19 protein-coding genes are annotated in these 20,107 nt (G+C 71.2%); 9 read left to right on the top strand and 10 right to left on the bottom strand.

The window, feature by feature from the left end; all coding sequences use genetic code 11:
- Positions 1-349: 349 nt before the first annotated feature.
- Both HNR73_RS33210 and HNR73_RS33205 read left to right on the top strand, forming a co-directional pair.
- Entirely contained in the window at positions 350-1,888 is a 1,539-nt protein-coding gene (locus HNR73_RS33210; RefSeq protein WP_184791774.1) for an alkaline phosphatase D family protein, read from the top strand.
- Positions 1,885-3,435, top strand: a complete 1,551-nt coding sequence (locus HNR73_RS33205) for a fibronectin type III domain-containing protein (protein ID WP_184791772.1) — start codon at positions 1,885-1,887, stop codon at positions 3,433-3,435. Before HNR73_RS33210 ends, HNR73_RS33205 begins: the two co-directional genes overlap by 4 nt.
- A gap of 91 nt (positions 3,436-3,526) precedes the next feature.
- Here HNR73_RS33205 and HNR73_RS33200 read toward each other — a convergent pair whose 3' ends face one another.
- The 3 genes from HNR73_RS33200 to HNR73_RS33190 form a co-directional block, all read right to left on the bottom strand.
- The gene (locus HNR73_RS33200) at positions 3,527-3,670 is read right to left on the bottom strand and encodes a hypothetical protein (RefSeq protein ID WP_184791770.1); all 144 of its coding nucleotides are present in this window, start codon (positions 3,668-3,670) and stop codon (positions 3,527-3,529) included.
- Positions 3,671-3,728: 58 nt separating this feature from the next.
- Positions 3,729-5,924, bottom strand: a complete 2,196-nt coding sequence (locus HNR73_RS33195) for a glycoside hydrolase family 9 protein (RefSeq protein ID WP_184791801.1) — start codon at positions 5,922-5,924, stop codon at positions 3,729-3,731.
- A gap of 100 nt (positions 5,925-6,024) precedes the next feature.
- Positions 6,025-6,699, bottom strand: coding sequence for an NIPSNAP family protein (locus HNR73_RS33190; RefSeq protein WP_184791768.1), 675 nt, complete (start codon positions 6,697-6,699; stop codon positions 6,025-6,027).
- Between the two features lie 160 nt (positions 6,700-6,859).
- On the opposite strand from HNR73_RS33190, the gene HNR73_RS33185 reads away from it, so the two are divergent.
- From HNR73_RS33185 to HNR73_RS33170, 4 genes are all read left to right on the top strand, one after another.
- The gene (locus HNR73_RS33185; RefSeq protein ID WP_184791766.1) at positions 6,860-7,729 is read left to right on the top strand and encodes a peptidoglycan-binding domain-containing protein; all 870 of its coding nucleotides are present in this window, start codon (positions 6,860-6,862) and stop codon (positions 7,727-7,729) included.
- A gap of 182 nt (positions 7,730-7,911) precedes the next feature.
- The gene (locus HNR73_RS33180; protein WP_184791764.1) at positions 7,912-8,142 is read left to right on the top strand and encodes a hypothetical protein; all 231 of its coding nucleotides are present in this window, start codon (positions 7,912-7,914) and stop codon (positions 8,140-8,142) included.
- Between the two features lie 2 nt (positions 8,143-8,144).
- Entirely contained in the window at positions 8,145-8,609 is a 465-nt protein-coding gene (locus HNR73_RS33175) for a Clp protease N-terminal domain-containing protein (RefSeq protein ID WP_184791762.1), read from the top strand.
- Positions 8,610-8,697: 88 nt separating this feature from the next.
- A complete protein-coding gene (locus HNR73_RS33170) occupies positions 8,698-9,831 on the top strand; it encodes a serine hydrolase domain-containing protein (RefSeq protein WP_184791760.1) in 1,134 nt (377 codons plus the stop codon).
- Between the two features lie 39 nt (positions 9,832-9,870).
- On the opposite strand, the gene HNR73_RS33165 is transcribed toward HNR73_RS33170, so the two are convergent.
- The gene (locus HNR73_RS33165) at positions 9,871-10,941 is read right to left on the bottom strand and encodes a hypothetical protein (protein WP_184791758.1); all 1,071 of its coding nucleotides are present in this window, start codon (positions 10,939-10,941) and stop codon (positions 9,871-9,873) included.
- A gap of 267 nt (positions 10,942-11,208) precedes the next feature.
- Between HNR73_RS33165 and HNR73_RS33160 the strand changes: the two genes are divergently transcribed.
- Both HNR73_RS33160 and HNR73_RS33155 read left to right on the top strand, forming a co-directional pair.
- A complete protein-coding gene (locus HNR73_RS33160) occupies positions 11,209-12,060 on the top strand; it encodes a polysaccharide deacetylase family protein (protein ID WP_184791756.1) in 852 nt (283 codons plus the stop codon).
- 38 nt (positions 12,061-12,098) lie between these two features.
- Positions 12,099-12,689 carry a DinB family protein gene (locus HNR73_RS33155; protein WP_184791754.1) on the top strand — a complete coding sequence of 197 codons (591 nt, stop codon included), beginning with the start codon at positions 12,099-12,101 and terminating at the stop codon, positions 12,687-12,689.
- A gap of 40 nt (positions 12,690-12,729) precedes the next feature.
- On the opposite strand, the gene HNR73_RS33150 is transcribed toward HNR73_RS33155, so the two are convergent.
- Together HNR73_RS33150 and HNR73_RS33145 are read right to left on the bottom strand one after the other, a co-directional pair.
- Positions 12,730-13,986, bottom strand: a complete 1,257-nt coding sequence (locus HNR73_RS33150) for a glycoside hydrolase family 16 protein (RefSeq protein WP_184791752.1) — start codon at positions 13,984-13,986, stop codon at positions 12,730-12,732.
- Between the two features lie 171 nt (positions 13,987-14,157).
- Positions 14,158-14,769: a CGNR zinc finger domain-containing protein gene (locus HNR73_RS33145; RefSeq protein ID WP_184791750.1), complete on the bottom strand. Its 612-nt coding sequence runs from the start codon at positions 14,767-14,769 to the stop codon at positions 14,158-14,160.
- A 56-nt stretch (positions 14,770-14,825) separates the two neighbouring features.
- Here HNR73_RS33145 and HNR73_RS33140 point away from each other — a divergent pair, with 56 nt between their 5' ends.
- Positions 14,826-16,091, top strand: coding sequence for an MFS transporter (locus HNR73_RS33140; protein WP_184791748.1), 1,266 nt, complete (start codon positions 14,826-14,828; stop codon positions 16,089-16,091).
- Here HNR73_RS33140 and HNR73_RS33135 read toward each other — a convergent pair.
- The 4 genes from HNR73_RS33135 to HNR73_RS33125 all read right to left on the bottom strand — a co-directional run bounded on the left by HNR73_RS33135 (position 16,068) and on the right by HNR73_RS33125 (position 20,018).
- A complete protein-coding gene (locus tag HNR73_RS33135; protein WP_184791746.1) occupies positions 16,068-16,712 on the bottom strand; it encodes a GNAT family N-acetyltransferase in 645 nt (214 codons plus the stop codon). The two genes, HNR73_RS33140 and HNR73_RS33135, sit on opposite strands and share 24 nt — an antisense overlap.
- A 44-nt stretch (positions 16,713-16,756) precedes the next feature.
- Positions 16,757-17,428 (bottom strand): sulfotransferase family protein, encoded by a 672-nt coding sequence (locus HNR73_RS39270; RefSeq protein ID WP_203686515.1) that lies wholly within the window; start codon positions 17,426-17,428, stop codon positions 16,757-16,759.
- Positions 17,429-17,431: 3 nt separating this feature from the next.
- On the bottom strand, positions 17,432-17,803 hold the full coding sequence (locus HNR73_RS39265) for a hypothetical protein (RefSeq protein ID WP_203686517.1): 372 nt from the start codon (positions 17,801-17,803) through the stop codon (positions 17,432-17,434).
- A gap of 187 nt (positions 17,804-17,990) precedes the next feature.
- Positions 17,991-20,018: an Hsp70 family protein gene (locus HNR73_RS33125; protein WP_184791744.1), complete on the bottom strand. Its 2,028-nt coding sequence runs from the start codon at positions 20,016-20,018 to the stop codon at positions 17,991-17,993.
- Positions 20,019-20,107: the final 89 nt, after the last annotated feature.

The raw sequence follows: 20,107 nt of genomic DNA, 5'->3' as shown, positions 1-20,107 counted from the left end.
GGCCCGCCGCCACCCCGGCGGGGGTGCCCGCCCCCCGCCCCCCGCGCCGGGGTGGGCGCCCAGGGCCCCCGGGGCGGAGCCGGGGGGCGCCCCCGCCCCCCGGGCGCGCCCCCGCCACCCTCCACAGTGGAGTCCGGTGATGCGCCGCCTCCGCCCAAAGCGGACATCCGCGCGCGCTCACCCCCGCGGCCAGCACGGAAATAAAGAAATCGTTTGCTTAATCGTCATCACCCCCTAGCCCGGCGGGGGATCTCGCGATAGCTTGAGCGCGATCTTCTTGGCCGCCGGGATCGCGGCGCGGCCCGCGTCGGCAACGGTCCCGGCGGCACACCCCCTGGAGGCATCACAGATGAACAGAACGCGGCGCAACCTCCTGCTGGGCACGGCCGCGGCGGGCACCGCTGCGATCGTGCTCCCGCAGGCGCTGGCGTGGGCCGGGAACGGCAAGATCCGCTACCCCTTCACCCTCGGCGTCGCCTCGGGCGAACCCACGCCCGACGGCATCGTCCTGTGGACGCGCCTGGCGCCCAAACCCTTCGAGGCCGACTCGGGCATGCCGAGCCGGGACGTCGAGATCGAGTGGGAGATCGCCAAGGACGAGGGCTTCCGCCGGGTCGTCCGGCGCGGCAAGGACGTCGCGTGGCGGGTCTTCGGGCACTCGGTGCACGTCGAACTCGGCGGCCTCGAACCCCACACCTGGTACTGGTACCGGTTCAAAGTGGACGGTCACGTCTCGCCGGTCGGCCGGACCCGCACCGCCCCGGCGCCGGGCACCTCGCCGGAGTTCCGCTTCGGCTTCGCCTCCTGCGCCAGCTACGAGTACGGCTACTACACCGCCTATGAGCGCATGGCCGAAGAGGACTTCGACCTCATCGTCTTCCTCGGCGACTACATCTACGAGTACGGCGTCGAGACCAACCACGTCCGCCAGAACTACGCCCCGCCCTACGCCTGCATGTCCGTCGAGGACTACCGGATGCGCTTCGCGCAGCAGAAGGTCGAGCCCGAGGTCCAGCAGGTGCACGCGGCCGCCCCGTGGCTGCCGACCTGGGACGACCACGAACTCCTCAACGACTACGCCGGTCTCTACAGCCCCTACGCGTGGACCGACGAGGAGCTGGCGCTGCGCCGCCGCAACGCCTACCGCGCCTACTACGAGAACATGCCGCTGCGGAAGTCGACGCTCCCGCACGGCACCGACATGCGCGTCTACCGCGGCCTCGACTACGGCGACCTCGCCCGCTTCGTCATCCTCGACACGCGCCAGTACCGCGATCCGCAGGCCTGCCGCGGCGGCATCAAGACCTGCCCCGCCGCCGCCGACCCGGCCCGGAAGTTCCTCGGCAACGACCAGGAGCAGTGGGTCTACGACCAGCTCGACTCCTCCCCGGCGCGCTGGAACGTCATCGCGCAGCAGGTGTTCCTGTCGGCGATCGACGAGAGCCCGGGCGCCGCCCAGTCGTTCTCGATGGACTCCTGGAGCGGCTACTCCGCCACCCGGGACCGTCTCCTCAGCCACATCCAGGCCGCGGGCACGAGCAACCCGATCGTCTTGACCGGCGACGTGCACGCCCACTACGTCTCCGACGTCAAGGCCAACTTCAACGACCCGTCCTCGGCCTCGATCGGCGCGGAGTTCGTGGTCACCTCGATCACCTCTGAGACCGACGGTGCCGACGCCCGGCCGACCTGGCCGATGCTCCAGCAGGAGAACCCGCACCTGAAGTACCACAGCTTCCGGCGCGGCTACGGCGCCACGACCGTCGGCAAGGAGACCTTGACGACCGAGATGAAGATCCTGCCCTACGTCTCGACGAAGGGCGCGCCCGTCTCGACCGACGCGACCTTCGTGGTCGAGAACGGCGTCGGAGGGGTGGTGCGGGCGTGAAGGCCAAGCAGTACATCGCCATCGCCGCCACGGCGGCCACCGTCCTCGTCGGCAGCGTCTCGTCCTCACCGGGACGCCCGCCGGACGCGGTGGCGCCCGAACCCGTCACCGGGCTCGCGGCGGCGGGCGTCGGCGACCTCAACCGCATCCAGCTGAGCTGGAACGCGGCCGTCGACAACGTCGCCCCCGACATCTACCGGGTGTACGGCTCGACCGATCCCCGCTTCCGGCCCGGCAAGCGGACCCTCCTGGGAGAGTCGGCGCTGACCGGCCTGCGCGTCGACGGTCTCGGCACGCACCAGACCTGGTACTTCAAGGTCGTGGCCCTCGACACCTGGGGCAACGAGTCCGATGCCAGCGTCCGCGTCACCGCCACGACCGGCGACACGATCCGCTACGAGGGTGAGGATCTCGCGCTCGTGCGGTCCAACACCGGTGTCGTGACGCCCAACCCGATGCGGGGCTACACCGGGGTCTGGTCGGACCACGGCCAGGTCTTCGTGCAGGCGCGCGGGACCACCGACTTCGCCGACCTCGCACTGGATCTGCCGGCCGCGGGGACCTACGAGGTCCGCACGTCCTTCACCCGGGCGCCCGACTACGGCCAGGCGACCCTCGCCGTGGACGGCCACCTCCTCGGCTCACCGGTCGACGCCTACATCCCCAGCGGCGTCGAGAAGACCGACGACCTGGCGCTGGCCCCGATCCCCATGGCGAAGGGCACGCACGTGGTCACGCTCGCCCCGGCGGGCCGGAACAGCGCGTCGAAGGGCTTCCAGATCGGTGTGGACTACGTCGATCTGAAGCTGACGGGCGCCGCGCCGGAGGACCGAACGGCCCCCGGGCCCATCGCCGATCCGGTCGCGGCTCCCGTCGAGGGAAGCTCTACCTTGCGGGTGACGTGGACGCCCGCCGCCGATGACGTGCTGGTGACCGGTTACGAGGTCTACGGCTCGACGACGGCGGGCTTCGAACCGTCGACGGCGACGTTGCTCGACACCGTGCCCGGTGCCCGCTTCGATCACGGCGGGCTTCCGTTGCGGCAGAACTGGTTCTACCGGGTCCGTGCCGTCGACGGTGCCGGTCATCGGGGTCCGCTGAGTGCCGAGTTCGGTGGCATCTCGGGCGATTCGCTGACCGTCGAGGGCGAGACGATGACCCAGATCGCCACCACGGCGGCCTTCGCGATCCAGAACAACTGCTGTTCGCAGGCCTTCTCGGGTGGGCGTCAGCTGCGGTTCATCGCCACGAAGGAGGGCGACACGGCCGAACTGGAGTTCACCGTTGGCATGGACGGGAGTTACACGGTGGCGACGACGTCGCTGTACGCCCGCGACTACGGGACCGTGCAGTTCGCGATCGACGGGGTGCCGGTCGGTGCGCCCGTGGACCTGTACTCCGCGCCGTACAAGCTGGAACCGGTGAGCCACGGGACGCTGGATCTGGCGGCCGGGGCGCATCGCCTGACGATGACGATCGTCGGGCGGAACACCGCGAGTCCCGGCTTCCAGGTCTCGCTGGACAAGCTGACCCTCACGCTCGGCTGACGAAGGGATCCGGGGCCGTCGAAGGCGATTCGCCTTCGACGGCCCCGGTCTCGTCAGGTGTGAGCCTCACGGCCTTGTGCCCGGTCGCGTCCTAGTGCCGTCCACGCAGCTTCGCCACCAGCCGGCGGAGCTTGTGCTGCGTCTCGGGCTTCTGGAGGTAGCGCTGGGCCTTGCCCGACATCGCGCGGCCCTTGGGGCTGTGCAGGAATCGTTGGATGCGGTTCACCAGGGACATGGTCGGCTCCTTGGGTAAGGGGTCTGTCCGTGTAGTACCCAGAAAAGGGGCCGGGCATTCAGCACCCTCCGCGGGCCGCGATCCAGCCGGCCACCCACGCCAGGGGCGCGTTCCAGTTGACGGTCAGTTCGTTGGTCGACCAGGACTCGATGTCGTCGATGTAGCAGAACTGGGGCGCGCAGCCCGTGAGCAGGCGTTGTGCCACCGGATCCTGGAGGCCGGAGTTGGGCCCGCCGGCGAGTGTTCCCGGTGGCGGGTTGGGCAGCGCGGGGTCGAGTTGGTCGGCGTACCAGCGGCTGTGCTGGTTCTCGGCGGCGACGTCGCCGTACCCGGTGACGTAGGAGATGTTGAGGGCGTTGCGGCCGAGGATGTAGTCCATGCCCTGGACGACGGCGTCGCGGTACTTGGACCTGCCGCTGATCTCGGCGGCGGTGGCCAGGACGACGAGGTTGTTGACGACCTGGTGGTTGGATCCCCAGTCGTAGGCGTTGCCGTCGGGTGCGTAGGGCATGCCGTAGGGGTGGGCCCCGGCGACCGCGAGGTACTCGTCGGCGCCGGTGAGCACCGAGCGGCGGACCGTGTCGCGGCCGGGGAGGCGGCTCGGCAGCATCGCCAGGTCGAGTCGGCCCAGTTGCGCGGTGTTGCCCCAGTCGAAGCCCCGGTCGCGCCAGATGTCGCCGGTGTGGTGGGGCGAGGCGAGGACGAAGTCGCGGTAGGCCTTCTCCCCGGTGGTGAGGTACAGCTCGGCGGCGGCCCAGTAGAACTCGTCGGTGACATCGGGGTCGCTGTAGGTGCCTCCGCCGGTGCCGTCGTTGGGGTCGGCGTACATGGCGGGGTTGGCGAGCGCGGCGGTCCAGGCGGCGCGGGCGGCGGCGAGGTTCTCGGCGGCGAAGGCCTTGTCGAAGGGCTTGAACACCCGGGCGGCCTGGGCGGCGGTGGCGGCGAGGTTGAGGGTGGCCGCGGTCGACGGCGGGTGGAGTTCGCGTGGCTGGGAGTCGAGGTGTGGCAGCAGCGGCAGTCCGGTCCAGGCCCGGTCGTGGATCTTGTGGTGGGCCATGCCGGCGAGCGGTTCCCCGTCGGGTACGCGCATGCTGAGCAGGAACTCCTGCTCCCAGCGGGCCTCGTCGAGGATGTCGGGCACGTGGTCGCCGCTTTCGGGGATGGTGAGGTCGAGGCGGCGTCCGAGGCCGCGTTCGTACTCGCTCATGAGCTGGTGCACGGAGATGCCGCCGTTGACGACGTACTTGCCGTGGTCGCCGGCGTCGTACCAGCCGCCGGAGACGTCGAGGGTGTAGTCGCAGACTCCCGGCTGGCAGGGGACGGTGGTGTCGCCGGTGTTGGGGGCGGTGCCGACGTGACCGGCGGGGCGGGCATAGCCGGGGCGCAGGTCGCCGGTGATCTCGATGCCGCTGCGCTGGGGGTAGTAGAAGCGGAGGGCGTCGAGGGCGAGGCGCTGGTAGATCTTCGCGTCGATGTCGAAGGGGCGGCTGGTCTCGCCGTCGGCGACGAGGGTCAGGCCCGTCGCGGGCCGGCGCAGGGAGCCGAAGTCGATGGAGTGGACGTTCTGGCCGGAGCTGGCGTCGAGGCCGCGGGGGAGTGTCGTGCCGCGGTGGACGACGCGGCCCTGCGCGTCGACGACGGTGTAGGGCAGTGGTGTCGTGGCCTCGGTGACGAGTGTGGCGTTCTTGGGGCCGCCGGGGAGGTAGCCGACCTGGTTGACGCGGACGCGGGGGCCGGTGTCGGGTTCGTAGACGGGGGGTTCGGCGCCGCCGGTGAGGGTGACGTCGTCGAGGCAGAAGCGCCAGGGTTCGGCCTTTCCGCCCAGCTGGAAGGCGACCTGTGCGTTGGGGAGGTCGACCGGTGAGGTGAAGGCGTAGGCGAAGTCGTCGCCGTCGGGGGTGAGTTCGGGGGCGGCGGAGAGGTACTGGGTGTAGGGCGCGACCGGGAGCTGGATCAGGGCTCTGGCCACGGTGGAGGGTGCGCCGAGGGCGTGGAAGCCGAAGTCGTAGGACTCGCCGGCCTGGAGTGGAACGCCGTCGTAGCCGATGATGACGTCCCAGGGGTTGACGGTGCCGCCGGGGACGTCGGCGCACAGTTGCCCGCCGGAGGAGTCGAGGGTGAGGTTCGGTGTGCCCCACCAGGGCGCGTGGCCGTTGGTGAAGGTGCCGTTGGAGATCAGTTCGGGCCCTTCGGCGCGGGCCGCCGACGGGACGAGTGCGGCTAATGCGACGGCGGCGAGGGCGAGCGCGCCCATGCGGCGCGGTGTGGATCGGGGTGTCACCGGTGGTCCTCTCGTTGACGTGGGAGCGCTCCCATGAAGTTGTGGCCGATAGTGGCAGCGCTCGGCCGCGCTGTCAACGAAGGAGCGAGCGTCCCGTCGGGGACAGGCGCATCCGCTCGGTGCGCGCGGTCAGTGCCGCCAGCTTCGTCCACTCTGGACCATCGGAGTAGCGCTCGGGTGCGGTGTCGGCGGCGAACCACACGAACACGTGCTCTCCCGTGCGCACGGGAAGCCCGGGGAAGTCGTTGACGGCGTACTCGGTCTCCAGGTAGGCCAGCGGCTCCGCGCCCGTCGCGGTGAGGACGGGCCGTGCGGCCTCGAAGGCGTCGCGGAACTCCGCGCCGACCGGCTGTGCCAGGTGGTGGACGGTCGCGACCACGACCGAGCCGGGCGCGGGCGCGCCGACCGGCGGGCGCTCGCCGTCCCGTGACGGCCCGGAGCCGGGCCGGACCGGGCGCAGCAGCAGGACGTCGTCGGAGTCGACCATGGTGGCGTTCGCGGCCGCGCTGTTGGCCTTCCAGACCGGCCCGCCGTAGAAGTCGGTGAGCGCGCGAAGGCGAACGGCCATGTCGCGGAAGCCTCGCAGCCACACGAAGCGGTCGGGGTCGTCCAGGTCGCGGAAGGTGCCGGCGACGCTCGCGCCGAGGTCCTCCTGACTCTCGACGAACTCCCGGTCGAAGAGCTCGATCAGCTCGTCGCGGCGGCCGGGGTGCAGCGTGTAGCGGCGAAGCTCGTAGACGGCGTCCATGTTTCCTCCCAAGGGTCGACGCGGAAACGCTACGACCCTTAACTGACACCTAATGTCAGGCTCAGGGGCTGGACAGTTGATCGTGCCGCCGCCAAGATGAGCATTTCACGGATATGTGCTCCACAAACGGGAGTACGACCGGTCAGATCGGAGTGACGCGATGGCTTTAACCCCCGAGACGCACAACCCCCGGACACGGCGCTGGCTGCTCACCCGAGGCGCGGCCACCGCCGCCGCGGTCGCCGCCGGAGCGGTCTGGGCCCCGACGGCCGCCGGAGCGGCGCTCGCCACGGTCGACCACGAGCTGGTGCTCGTCGCGGCCATGGTGGACCCGCCGAAGTCCGGCACCGGCATCACCCCCGGCTGCGGTCCGTCCGTCACCGCGGTCGAGCAGGCGCTGGACGCGAAGAACTTCCTGGCGGCCTCGGCCGTCGACGGCCACTACGGCTCGTCGACGATCTCGGCCTACGCCGCCTACCAGCGCTCGCTGGGCTACAGCGGCCTCGACGCCAACGGCCTTCCCGGCCCGAGTTCGCTGGTCAGTCTCGGCTCCGGCCGTTACACGGTGACCCACAAGGTCAACGCGGGTTCGCGGAGCGAGAGCTACGGCGGCAAGCGGGTCAACACCCGTACCAAGAGCATGCTCGCCAACGCCGACGGCAAGGTGTCGTTCTCGATCACCCTCACCCAGGGCTCGTACACCTCGTCGAACCCCGGCTCCGCCGGTACGCACGACGGCGGCGGCGTGGTCGACATCGCCGTCAACAGCCTCTCGACCACACAGCGCTGGCAGCTGGTCAAGGCACTGCGGACGGTCGGCTTCGCCGCCTGGCTGCGGACCCCCGATCAGGGCTTCGACTACCACGTCCACGCCGTCGCGGTCGCCGACCCGGACATGTCCGGCCAGGCGCAGGCGCAGGTGCACGACTACTACTACGGCAAGAACGGGCTGGCCAGCCACGCCGCCGACAACACCCCCGCGGCATACCAGATGCCGTTCACCTGGTGGGAGAAGTACCTGCGCGGCTGACCGCCGCGGGAGAGGCGGGCCACCGGTACGGCCGCATCGCCTCTTCGGCCGACCGCCGACGCACCGGCGGTCGTCCGTCGAAACCTGAAGGCCCCATCGCATCGACGGTGGGGCTTCTTCATGCCCGCGCGTCTAGCAACTCAAGTTGACAATCCGTGGATTAGTCAACTAGAGTTGCTCACATGGCCGACGCCGACCTTCCCGCACCCGAAGACCCCGCCGACGCGCTCGCCGCCGTCGCGGCCCTCCGGCGACTCGCCGACCACCTTGAGGACACCGCCGTCGAACGGGCCATGCGGGCGGGCTGGGGCTGGCCCCAGGTCGCCGACGCGCTCGGCATCACGCGCCAGGCCGTCCACAAGAAGCACGCCAAGCGGCTCATCGCCGCAGGCGTCGAACTGAGGAGACGCTGACGATGAGCCCCTTCGACGAATACCTCCACACCGCCATCGAACGCGCCCGGATGGAGGCCCACGAGGACGGCTCCGACGCCGCCGAGGCCCACCACCTCCTCCTGGCCGTCGCCGGCGCTCCGGAACCCGTCGCCGGACCGGTCCTCGCCGCCGCCGGACTCGACCGCGCGGCCGTCGCCGAGGCCCTGCACCGCGAATACGAGGCCAGCCTCGCCGTCGTCGGCGTGGACCTCGCCTCCTTCGACCTCGCCCCGCCCGTCCGCACACCCCTGCGCTCGATCCGCATCGGCGCCACGCTCAAACAGCTCCTCCAGCGCAGTTTCACGACCTCCCGCAAGAAGGACCTGCGACCCGCGCACATCCTCCTCGGCCTCCTCCAGATCGAGGCCGGCACCGTCCCGCGCGCGCTCGCCATCGCCGGAGTCGACCGCGCCGCGCTCGCCGCGGACGTTCGCCGCGCCCTGTAGACCACCCCCTTTCAGCACCACCGGCACAGAGACGTGGCTGCGCCGTGCCCGCGAACCGCCGCCCGCCACGACGACGAAGGAGAACCCGATGGACATCAGGCCGATCCGTCCCGCCGCCGCCCGCCTCTTCCCGACCGCCCACCGCGTCACGGCCCTCGCCGGGCCGCCCGCGCGCCCCGCCGTCCAGGCGGTGCTCGACCGGGCCGTCGCCGACGGCGGCCTGCCCGGCGTGCTCGCCGGTATCCACGCCCCCGGCGGCCGCTGGTACGGCACCGCCGGCGTCGCCGACACCGCCACCGGCCGCCCTCGCGGCGCCGCCGACCACTTCCGCATCGGCAGCATCACCAAGACCTTCGTCGCCACGGTGATGCTCCGGCTCGTGGCCGAGCACGCGGTGAGCCTCGACGACACCGTGGAGACCTGGCTGCCCGGGCTCGTCACCGGCGGAGGCCACGACGGGTGGCGCGTCACGATCCGGCGGCTGCTGAACCACACCAGCGGGATCTTCAACTACACCAACGATCCCGGCGCGCTGAGTGTCGAGCCCACCTATTCGCCGCGGCGGCTCGTCGAGATAGCCATGGGCCACCCGGCGTCCTTCGCGCCCGGGGACGGCTGGGAGTACTCCAACACCAACTACGTCCTCGCCGGGATGATCATCGAGAAGGCCGGCCGCGCGCCCCTCGCCGAGCAGATCGCCGCGCACATCACCGAACCGCTCGACCTGCCCGGGACCTACCTCCCCACGGGCGACGACGAGACCCTCCCGGCACCGCACTCGCGGCACTACACCGCGCTGCACGACCCCTCGCCGGACGCGGTCGTCCACGACATCACCGAGATGAACACGACGCCGTACTGGGCGGCGGGGGCGATGGTCTCCACCGTGGACGACCTCGACCGCTTCCTCGCCGCCCTCCTGGGCGGGAAACTGCTGCCGCACGAGCTGCGGCGGGAGATGTTCACGACCGTGCCGACCCACGACTGGATCGACGGCACCCGCTACGGACTGGGCGTCACCTCGCTGACGCTTCCCGGCGGGACGGAACTGTGGGGCATGGGCGGTGCCATCTTCGGCTCCTGGACCTACGCCTACGGCGACCGCGACGGGTCGCGCGTCCTGAGCGTGAACACCAACGGCGACCGGACCACCGGCGGTGGCTGGGACGATCCGATCGCCGTGTTCACCGATGTGCTCACGGCCGAGTTCACCAGGCCGTGAGGCCACGCCACCCGCTGCCCCGGGTGGCGTCGGCGTGCGCTAGATCCGTGACGAGTAGCTACTGGTGAACGCCGAGTTCACCGGATTGCCCGCCGTGTTGAAGCAGTTCACTTCGACGATGGCGTCGGTCCCCGCGTTCCACCATGGGCGGTGGAGACCGCAGAAGGTGTCGAGGCCCGAGTAGAACGCCGTGGCCTGTGAGTTGGCGGGTGCGGTCGTGTAGAGCTGGTAGTACTTGATGGTCCACACCGGAGGGCCTCCGCCCCAGGCGTTGGAGCCGGTGATGGAGTTGTAGTTCGTCGAGGGGGGCCCGGCTCCCGGCGCGTTGAAGACGTAGCCGAAGCGGTTCGGTGGGAACGCCGGTCCGTACAGCGAACGCTTCAGCTGATACGTCGCGGTGAACGCCGTGTCGGTCAGCACGCCCAGGTTGTTCCGGCACAGGATCCGGAAGGACTGCCCGCCCGGGCCCGAGGACCACGCCGCCACCTGGCAGCGCGCCGCCGCGCCGGCCTTGACCGCCGTCACCTGGATCCCGCCGTCACGCGGTCCGGGCGACGCCAGGCCGTTGAAGGTGATCGAGTACGAACCCGCACCGGCGTGGATGCACGTGTTGGCGCCGCCGACGGAGTTGTACGTCGACCCCACGACACAGGTCGGGCTGTTGAACATGTACCCGTAGAGCCCGCCGCCGACGGGGCCGGAACTGGCGGAGAACTGCACGGAGAACCCGGGCTGCGGGTCGAGCACGCCCGTGGTGCGGTAACAGGCGACCCAGACGAGTTCGTTGGGCGGGACGGCCGTGTCCTGCCCCCAGCGCTCGGCCTGGCAGAAGCGCCCGTTGGGGCTGGTGAGGGCGTCGTGGACGGCGGTCACGTGGACGGCGCCGCCGGGGATCCCCTGGCCGGGGAACTTGACCAGCCAGCGGCCGGGCACCACGGGGCTGACGGTCGTGCCCGCCGGGACGGCCTGGGAGACGACTCCGCCCGACCACAGGGCGAACCCGACGCGGTCGGGGACGGCCGCCTGCGCGGCCGGTTGCGCGACTAATACGACGGCGGCCGCGGCCAGTAAGGTCGCGGCGAGCCGGGCGGACCATTTCTTGATGCTCATGTGGGCTCCTTCGTGGAAGGGTCTTGCGATTTTCAGGCTATCGGCGATGGGACCGCCGACCCGCTGGTCGCGCGGGCCGAGATATACAGCACGGAGCGTGTCCCTTTAGGTCCTTGACGGCGCACTGTGCACGGCTCGTGACCGGCGCGCGGAACGGTGGTCCGAGATCACCGCTTAGCCCCGCAAAACTCGCGCCGCCAGGTGATCAGGGTCACGACCGGCCACTTTGGACGGACGGGTGGCCGGGGCCGTCGGCAAGATCTTGCGATGCGTCGACGTCGGACCCTCGGTATCCTCGCGGCCCTTCCGGCCGCCTTCCTCACCGCCTGCGGCAGGCCCGGCACGGGCGGCGGTGGCACACCGGCGGGGCCCGCCCTCGACCCGGATCCGAGCGTGGGCGCGCCCGAGATGGAGACCCCGGTCCCCGGCTGGGGCGATCCGGACCGGCCCGCCCGGGTCGTCAACCACGGTTCACGTGATGGTGAGTCGGTCGCGCTGACCTTCGACGCCGACCTCACCGAGTACATGGCCGGGCAGCTCGACTCGGGGGAGGTCGAGACCTATCACAACGAGGAGCTGCTGGCCTACCTCGAAGACGAGCGGATCCCGGCGACCTTCTTCATGACCGGGATGTGGGCCGAGCGCTACGTCGAGGAGGCCCGCCGGATCGCCGGGAACCCGCTCTTCGAGCTGGCCAACCACACCTATGAGCATCAGGCGTTCACCGCCGACTGCTACGGCCTGGCCTTCGAGGACGATCCCGAGGCGATGCGTGCCGACGTCGAGCGGACCTTCACCGCCTTGACCGCCCTGGGCGGCAATCAGACCCGCTACTTCCGCTTCCCCGGTCTGTGTCACGACAAGGCGGCGCTGAAGGCCCTCGGCCCGCTGGGCCTGACCGTCGTCGACGGCGACGTCGTCAGCGGTGACCCTTTCGCCGAGGCCTCGCAGCCCATCGTCGACGCCGTCCTCGGGCGGGCCGAGGCCGGTTCGGTGGTCGTCATGCACCTGGGCGGCCCGAACGCGCCGATGACGCACATCGCGCTGCCCTCGATCGTCGACGGGCTGCGCGAGCGCGGGCTCGGGTTCGCGCGCCTGTCGGAGGTCCTCGCGGGGTGACCGGTGGCGTGGGGCGCGCGGTCGGTCAGGATGTCGGCGTGGACACCGACGTGTTGAAGGACGACCTGCGGGAGTACCTGGCCGCCGCCCGCGCCGCCGTGCTGTGGAAGCTCGACGGGCTCTCCGAGTACGACGCCCGCCGCCCGCTGACCCCGACCGGCACGAACCTGCTCGGGCTGGTCAAGCACCTCACCGGTTGTGAGATGGGCTGGTTCGGGCAGGTCTTCGCCCGGCCGCTGCCCGGCCCGCCGGCCTGGTACGGCGACGATGACGCCGAGGATCCGAACCTCGACATGTGGGCGCGGCCGGAGGAGTCGCGCGAGGACATCGTGGCGACCTACCGGCGGGCCTGCGCCCACGCCGACACCGTCATCGGGGAACTGCCGCTGGACGCGGTGGGGCACCTGCCTTCGCGGGGGCCGGATTCGCCGGGCGTGACGCTGCACCGGGTCCTGGTGCACATGATCGCCGAGACCGAACGGCACGCCGGGCACGCCGACATCGTCCGCGAACTCCTCGACGGGGCCGTCGGGCGGCGGACCGGGAGCCTCAACCTCCCCGAACGGGACGAGGCCTGGTGGGCCGCCCACCGGCAGAGGATCGAGGACGCCGCGGCGACCTTCGGGTGAGGCACCGCCCGCCCGCTGGGCCGGGCGGTGCCTCCGTCTCTCAGCTGCGGTACCACTTCTGGTTGGCGCCGCCGCCGCACGTCCAGATCTGGAGCGGGGTGGCGTCGGCGGAGTTGTTCCCGGTCACGTCGAGGCACTTGTTCGCCTGCGGATTGACCAGGTCGTTGGCGCCCGAGAGGGTCCACTTCTGCGCGCCGGTCCCGTTGCAGGTCCACAGCTGCACGCGTGCGCCGTCGGCGGTCGAGCCGCCGCTGACGTCGAGGCACTTGCCGAGCGCGCGGACCGAGCCGTCGGCGGCCCAGGTCCAGTTCTGCGCGCCGGTGCCGTTGCAGGTGTAGAGCTGGACCCGCGTGCCGTCGGCGGTGCCGGAGCCCTGGACGTCGACGCATTTGCCCGCCAGGCCGGTGATCCGGCCGGCGGAACCGCCGGTGTCGGGGGCGTTGACGCGCACGTAGTCGATGACGAGCTGCTGCGGGAAGACCGTGCTGCCGTCGGGGTTGCCGGGCCAGTTGCCGCCCACCGCGAGGTTCATGATCATGAAGAAGGGGTGGTCGAAGACCCACCGGTTGCCGCCGATGTCGGCCGGTGTCTTGCGCGAGAACTGGATGCCGTCGACGTACCAGGTGATGGCGCCGGGCGCCCAGTCGACGGTGAAGGTGTGGAAGGCGTCGGCGAACTTCTGGCCGCCGGGGAGGGTGTACCCGCCGCCGACGCCCGCGCCGCCGGAGTAGCCCGGTCCGTGCAGGGTGCCGTGCACGGTGCTCGGTTCGAAGCCGACGTTCTCCATGATGTCGATCTCGCCGCTCTGCGGCCAGCCGACACCGCCGATGTCGTTGCCCAGCATCCAGAAGGCCGGCCAGATGCCCTGTCCGCGCGGGAGCTTCATGCGGGCCTCGAAGCGGCCGTAGGTCTGGGTGAAGGTCTGCGCGGTGAGCAGTCGCGCCGAGGTGTACTGACAGGTCCCGTACCAGCAGCCGTAGTTGCCGGGGTTGTTGCGGCGGGCGGTGATGACGAGGTTGCCCGCGCCGTCGAGGGACGCGTTGTCGGTGCGGTTGGTGTAGTACTCCAGTTCGTTGTTGCCCCAGCCGCCTCCACCGATGTCGTAGCGCCACTTGGCCGCGTCGGGAGCGGTGCCCGCCGAGCCGTTGAACTCGTCGGCGAAGACGAGGGGACCGGCGTTGACGCCGACGTCGGCGCTCGCCGGTGCCGGGGTCTCCGCGGCGGTGGCGGTGACGATGATCGGTAAGGCCGCGGCGAGGGCGACGGCCGCGCGGGCGAGAGGGTGTAAGAGCTTCATTGGTCCTCCTGCTGACGGGCCGGAGGCGTCCACGGGGGAGGCCGCCGGACTTCACTTACTTTCTGGTCAGTAAGTTTTCCGTTGGCGGCACGGTATCGCCCATATGTGGTGAAGTCAATACGTGCCGCGACGGCGGCAGGGAGTCGCGATCGGTGGCCTCGCGGTGGGCGGTCAACCCGTCCTGGTCCGCTCGTAGTGCGCGCGCACCCGGTTTCGGTTGCCGCAGTCGGCGGCGCTGCACCAGCGCCGGTTGCGCTGCCGGGAGGTGTCGAGGAAGACCCATCCGCAGTGCCGGTCCTCGCAGCGGTGGAAGCGCGCGACCTTCTCGGCGGTGAGCAGCCGCGCGAACTCCATGGCGAGGAGGTGGCGCGGTGTGTCCAGGTCGAGGCTCGCGGGAACCCAGTTCCAGGCTCCGCCCGGCTCGCGGGTGAGGCGGCTCGCGGCGTGGGCGGCGGGCAGGTGGCGCTGGAGCGCGCCGGGCCGCCCGTCGTCGGCGAGGGCGTCGTAGGTGTCGTCGCGCAGTTCGATGACCAGCGCGTGTTCGCTCGTCGCGCGCCCGGGGTCCTCGCCGGCCAGTGCGGCCAGGGCGCCGGCTTCGCCGGCGGAGAGCAGTCCGGTCTCCTTCAGCCACGCGAGCAGGTGCCGGTAGTCGGGCAGCCGTTCGTGCCGGCGTGACGGGTCGGACCGCCAGTCGACGGTGTTGAAGAAGTCGACGGCGACATCGCCGCCGATCCGCGACGGCGTGACCTCCGGAAGCTCCGCCGTCCTAATTCCCTTCGGCATGTTTGCATGTTAGCGTACGCAGCCTAACGGTGAAACATCAGTTAAGGAGTTAGGTGATGCGGAAGCTCTCCGGATTCGGCGCGCTGTGGGCGTCCCAGGCGACCTCCAACATCGCCGACGGGATCCTCGCCGCCGCCGCGCCGCTCCTCATGGCCGCGATGAACCGCGATCCCCTCGCCGTCGCCGGCATGACAATCGTGCAGTTCCTGCCCTGGCTGCTGTTCACCCTCCCCGCCGGCGCCCTCACCGACCGGATCGACCGCAGGCGCATCCTCGTGGCCGGGAATCTCCTGCGCGCCGCCGGTTTCGCGCTCCTCGCCACCGCCGTGGCACTGGGCTGGGAGAACGTCTGGCTGCTCTACGCGGCCGTCTTCGTCGCCGGGACCGCCGAGACCCTCGTCGACAACGCCGCCCTCACCGTCCCGCCGCGCATCGTCCCCCGCGCGAGCCTCGAACGCGCCAACGGCAGGCTCTTCGCGACCCAGTCGGTCGTCAACACCTTCGTCGGCCCGCCCGTCGGCTCCTTCCTGGCGGCCGTCGCCGCGACCCTCGCGTTGTTCTCCGGCGCAGGGCTCTTCGCCGTCGCCGGACTCGCCGCCCTCCTGCTCCCACGCCTCCTGCCGACCGCACGCGAAGAAGCCGACCCGCGCCGGACCCCCGCCTCCGTGCTCGGCGACATCAAGACGGGCTGGAACCACTTCTGGAACCACCGCCTGCTCCGGCGCGTGGCCCTCATCTCGGCCGCCATCAACTTCTTCGGCACCGCGACCGGCGCGATCCTCGTCCTGCTCGCCACCGGCCCGCTCGGCGTGCCCGCCGCCCTGTACGGCCTCTTCATCGCCGTCCCCGCCGCCGGGGCGATCATCGGCTCACTGATCGCGGAGAAGGTCATCCCGCGCATCGGCGGAGGACCCGTGACCTGGGCCGCCGCGCTCGCACCGGCGGCCGGCTACGCCGTACTGGGGCTGAGCACCGGCATCGTCCCGGCGCTCGCCGCCATGTTCATCGCCGCCGTGGCGACCGCCTGCAACCAGATCGTGGTCTCGACGCTGCGCCAGGCGACCGTGCCCGACGCGCTCCTCGGCCGGGTCACCGCCGCCTACCGCCTGGTGGTCCTCGGCGTCGTGCCCTTCGGCGGGCTGACGGGCGGGCTGCTCGGCGCGACCGTCGGAGTCCGCCAGACCTTCGTCTTCGCCGCCGCCGGGCTCGCCGTCGCGGCCGCTGTCCTGGCGCCGGGTGTCACGACCGACGCGCTCCGGCGGGCGGAGCCGTCCTCGCCCGCCGGTGAGCGGCCCGTCCTAGCCGATGCCGAGAACGGGTAGGCATTCCTTGACACCGGTCAGTGCGATGTCGTCGCGGCGGGACCGTTCCCAGGTCTCGCGGGTCAGAATCCACCGCTGGATCCGCGCGGTCTCACCGCGACGGGTGTCCCAGTCGAGGCCGTTGGGTTCATAACCCAGGGCGCGCGAGACGCGGTTGGAGGCCTCGTTGTCGACGAAGGCGTCGCTGCCGGCCTCACGCGCGCGAAGCCCGGCGAAGGCCAGGTGCAGGATCGCCGCCCGCATCTCCTTGCCGAGCCCCCGTCCCCGGCTTCCGGGCGCCAGCCACGAGAAGCTCGACACCGTGCCGAAGCGCTCGAAGTCGCGGCCGATCAGGTCCTGCATGCCGACCGGTTCACCGTCGGCGAGCACGACGAAGTACAGCCGCCACGCTTCGGGGCTCACGCGGCCGCGTCCCGACCAGATGCCGCGCAGCCAGCGCCACTCGCGCTCGGGACCGTCGGCGTAGAAGGACATCGGGTCGTCGAAGGGCCACGGCTCGGTGTCGGCGATCCCGGCCCGCACGAGCGGGATGAGACCTTCGAGGAGTTCGTCGGAGGCGCCGGCCAGCGTCAGACGCGGCGTGCGTACCTCGACGTTCAGTGGGGGATATGTGTGCGGCACGCCCGGATGCTAGCCAGCGTGCGGGGCCGCCGCACTCGCATTTCTCACTCGGCGCGCAGGCCCGCCGCCCGTAGCGCCTCCATGCCGGGTTCGCAGGCCGCGTACAGCGCCGCGCGCTCGTCGGGCGGCAGCCGGTCGGCGGCGCCTCGCCGCGAGGAGTCGAGACTCGCCGCCGAGGCGGCCAGCCACCCCGGTTCGGCGTCGGCGCCGAGGAAACCCGCCAGGCGCCGCAGCTCGTGCTCGGGCCGCTCCAGCAGGTCCTCGTAGGACAGTGACATGAGGCGGTCGGCGCCCAGGCCCGCGACGAGTTCGAGGGTGCGGACGGTGACGCCCGACCAGACGTCGCCGAAGTCGGTGATCGGCACCTTCCGGTCCATCAGCAGCGAGCGGTCGTAGGGTTCGGCGAACAGGCCGGCGAGGTCGGGCGGCAGTTCCCGGACGTGCTCCTCGGTCAGGTCGATGAGGTTGTCCAGGCCGAAGCTCTCGGCGATCTTGGTGTAGATGACGCCGGTGCGGTAGCCGGCGTGCCGGCTCATCGACATCGCGCAGTCGGGCCCGAAGCGGTACTGATGGACGAAGGTCGCCTCGGGGAAGCTCGCGCGCAGCCACGGGATGGGGTCGACGGTGTAGCCGGAGCGCTCCACGACGATGTCGCGGTCGTAGCGGTCGGCGAGCAGCTCGAAGAAGGCCCGGTAGTGGCCGGCGACGTCGCGCACGGGTCACGACCGCACGACCGGCTCCAGCTCGTCGAGCAGCGGGTCGGGGTCCTCGTCGAACCAGGAGAGGGTCATCAGCAGGATCGCCGGGATGCCGCCCTCGTCGTCGGCGGAGTAACGGCGGCCCGGGGTGCGGGGGTAGATCAGTTCCGGGATCGCGGTGCCGCTGCGGATCATCCGGTTGTGGTACGGACTGGGCCGCGTGAGGTAGGCCCAGTAGTCGTCGCCGGACAGGTCGCCTTCGGGGAAGGCGTCGGGGAAGAAGGACGCCAGCATCTCGTTGACGTTCAGGATGCGGGGGTGGCCGTGCATGATGTGCGATACCGCGGTCGAGCCGCTGCGGCCGGAGCCGAGGAAGAACGTCGTCGGGCGCATGAGGGTCCGTCCTCACTGGAGTGGCGACACGTACCGGCACACGATAGAGCGGTTCCGCTCAGGCGGGACGAAGGTCTTGACCACCTGGGCGAGTCCTCCGGGGAGTCGAAGCCGCCCGCGATGAGCAGGGCGGCGGCTTCGAGGAGTCCTTCTCACATCCGGGCGAGCTCGGTGGTGGTGTCGCCGTTCAGGGGGCGATGGTGGCCGACGGGTGCGACACCGCCTGCCGGGGCATGCGCGTCAGCTGCATGATCGCCAGGACGGTGGGGGCGGCGCTGGTGACCGTCAGCCACAGTGCGAGGTCGTTGGCGTGGTCGGCGGTGCCGCCGTGCAGCCAGCCGTCGCTCATCGCGAACATTCCCTCTTCCACGCCTTCGGTGGCGATGAGCCGGTGGAAGGGCAGGTAGAGCCAGGGCAGCGCGTACAGACCGGCCGTCGTCAGCCAGATCCACTGGCACGCCAGGAGAAACCGGTGCCGGGACGCCGTGATCGGTCCGCGGCCGTTGAGCCAGGTCGCGTTGACGGCGAGCACGGTCAGCGCGAGGAGGACCGCCAGGAGGCTGACGGCGACCGGGGAGGTGAGCGGTCCCGGTCCGTTTGACAGGATGTCGGCCCAGCCCCACAGGCCGATCAGCGCGACGATCGTCAGCATCGCGGTCTGTGCGATCAGGGGCGTGCGGCCGGCGGTCCATTGTGGAATGAAGCGCGGCGGGCGGCCGAGCAGGGCCATGCCGAGCGAGACGCCGGAGAGCACGATCAGGGCGGCGGGCACGAAGCGGACGACCGGGATCGGCGGGACGCCCATGACGACCAGGACGCCGCCGCCGAAGGCGCTGACGCCGAGCACGATGGACTGGGTGAGGACGATGGTGCGGGCGGCGCGTTCGGGATCCCGGCCGATCAGGACGATGCCGCGGGCGGTCGCGGCGAGACCGGTCAGCGGGAACACGAGCCCGAACGGGACCGCCATGGTCCAGAACAGCACGACCGGCGGTGGGGTGACGACGCACGCGATGACCGTCGCGAAGACGAACAGCGCCATGACGACGAGTTGGACCCAGTGCAGGGCTTCGAGGGGCGTCATGCGGCCGCCCGTCGGTGTGGCGGGCCGTGGGTCGTGGCGTGGGGGAGACGTGGGTCGTGGGGGAGTCGGTGGAGCCATGGGTGCCGCCATCGTGGCGCCCGTCGCGACGACCAGTTCGGGCTGGTCGATCACGGTCGGTGCGATGCCCGTGCCCCGGTGCAGGGTCGTGGCGGCGGAGGGCATGCGTGACGAGCCGCCGACGAGGAAGACTCCGGCGATCCGCTCGCGCGGTACGGCGGCCGCGCGCATCACCGCCTGGGTGAGCCGGACCGCCCTGCCCAGCAGGGGTTCGGTGACGGTCTCCAGTTCGGTGCGGGTGAGGTGGGTGTCGCTGTCCAGCAGGGGCACGAGCAGGTCGACGTGCTGTTGCCGGGACAGGCGTTCCTTGGCGGTGCGGACGTCCTCGGTGAAGGCGCGGTGGTGGCGGCGGGTGGCGGCGTCGGCGGGGTTCGTCAGCGCCGTCCAGCGCTCGTCGCCGCTGAAGCGCGCGCCGATGTGGGTGGTGAGAGCGTGGTCGATGTCGACGCCGCCGAGGTCGTCGAGACCGTCGACGGCCAGTACCTCGAAACCCGTCGGCCCGGCGGCCACGACCGAGGCGTCGAAGGTTCCGCCGCCGAAGTCGTAGACCACGACGGCGTGGCCGGGTGGGATCGCGGTGCCCGGACGGGCCGCGAAGTTCCGCGCGGCGGCCACGGGCTCGGGGACGAGGTCGACGGGACCGAGTCCGGCCCGCGTGCACGCGTCCGACAGGACGAGTCTGCGGGCGGGACCCCACACCGCCGGGTGGGTCACGATCGTGCGCGCGGGCGCGCCACCGAGGACCCGTGCGGCTTCGAAACGCACCCGCGACAGCACCGCGGCGAACAACGCGACGACGCTGACCTCGGTGTCGCCCAGCAGAACGGTGCCGTCGTCGACACGCCGTTTCGGATGGGGCTCGAAACGCTCGGGACGCAGCCTCGCCGAGTGGACGGCGTCACGGCCGGTCAGCAGCGTCCCGTCGGGTTCGGCGCAGACCGCCGAAGGGAGTAGCGGGGACCCGTCGAACAGTAAAGGCGACGTGGTCCCGTCGTCCCTCCGCAACACCGCGACCGTATGGGAGGTACCGAAATCCACGCCGAGGACAGACACGGCGGAACCCTACCAACCTCCCCCGCCAAAGACCCGCCGCACCGTTGGCCGTGTCTGGGCGTGGGCCGACGCGAATCCCAGTGCTGCCA

Origin of the sequence: Phytomonospora endophytica, assembly GCF_014202425.1 — a bacterium.
Taxonomy (GTDB): domain Bacteria; phylum Actinomycetota; class Actinomycetes; order Mycobacteriales; family Micromonosporaceae; genus Phytomonospora; species Phytomonospora endophytica.
The sequence above is the reverse complement of the archived record's forward strand: the minus strand, read 5'-3'. Positions and strand labels throughout refer to the sequence as shown.

What these genes read in the sequence shown, in the direction of transcription:
- HNR73_RS33210 (WP_184791774.1), top strand. Translation starts at nt 350, where the DNA reads ATGAACAGAACGCGGCGCAACCTCCTGCTGGGCACGGCCGCGGCGGGC.
- HNR73_RS33200 (WP_184791770.1), bottom strand. Translation starts at nt 3,670, where the DNA reads ATGTCCCTGGTGAACCGCATCCAACGATTCCTGCACAGCCCCAAGGGC.
- HNR73_RS33195 (WP_184791801.1), bottom strand. Translation starts at nt 5,924, where the DNA reads ATGGGCGCGCTCGCCCTCGCCGCCGTCGCATTAGCCGCACTCGTCCCG.
- HNR73_RS33190 (WP_184791768.1), bottom strand. Translation starts at nt 6,699, where the DNA reads ATGGACGCCGTCTACGAGCTTCGCCGCTACACGCTGCACCCCGGCCGC.
- HNR73_RS33185 (WP_184791766.1), top strand. Translation starts at nt 6,860, where the DNA reads ATGGCTTTAACCCCCGAGACGCACAACCCCCGGACACGGCGCTGGCTG.
- HNR73_RS33180 (WP_184791764.1), top strand. Translation starts at nt 7,912, where the DNA reads ATGGCCGACGCCGACCTTCCCGCACCCGAAGACCCCGCCGACGCGCTC.
- HNR73_RS33175 (WP_184791762.1), top strand. Translation starts at nt 8,145, where the DNA reads ATGAGCCCCTTCGACGAATACCTCCACACCGCCATCGAACGCGCCCGG.
- HNR73_RS33170 (WP_184791760.1), top strand. Translation starts at nt 8,698, where the DNA reads ATGGACATCAGGCCGATCCGTCCCGCCGCCGCCCGCCTCTTCCCGACC.
- HNR73_RS33165 (WP_184791758.1), bottom strand. Translation starts at nt 10,941, where the DNA reads ATGAGCATCAAGAAATGGTCCGCCCGGCTCGCCGCGACCTTACTGGCC.
- HNR73_RS33160 (WP_184791756.1), top strand. Translation starts at nt 11,209, where the DNA reads ATGCGTCGACGTCGGACCCTCGGTATCCTCGCGGCCCTTCCGGCCGCC.
- HNR73_RS33150 (WP_184791752.1), bottom strand. Translation starts at nt 13,986, where the DNA reads ATGAAGCTCTTACACCCTCTCGCCCGCGCGGCCGTCGCCCTCGCCGCG.
- HNR73_RS33145 (WP_184791750.1), bottom strand. Translation starts at nt 14,769, where the DNA reads ATGCCGAAGGGAATTAGGACGGCGGAGCTTCCGGAGGTCACGCCGTCG.
- HNR73_RS33140 (WP_184791748.1), top strand. Translation starts at nt 14,826, where the DNA reads ATGCGGAAGCTCTCCGGATTCGGCGCGCTGTGGGCGTCCCAGGCGACC.
- HNR73_RS39265 (WP_203686517.1), bottom strand. Translation starts at nt 17,803, where the DNA reads ATGCGCCCGACGACGTTCTTCCTCGGCTCCGGCCGCAGCGGCTCGACC.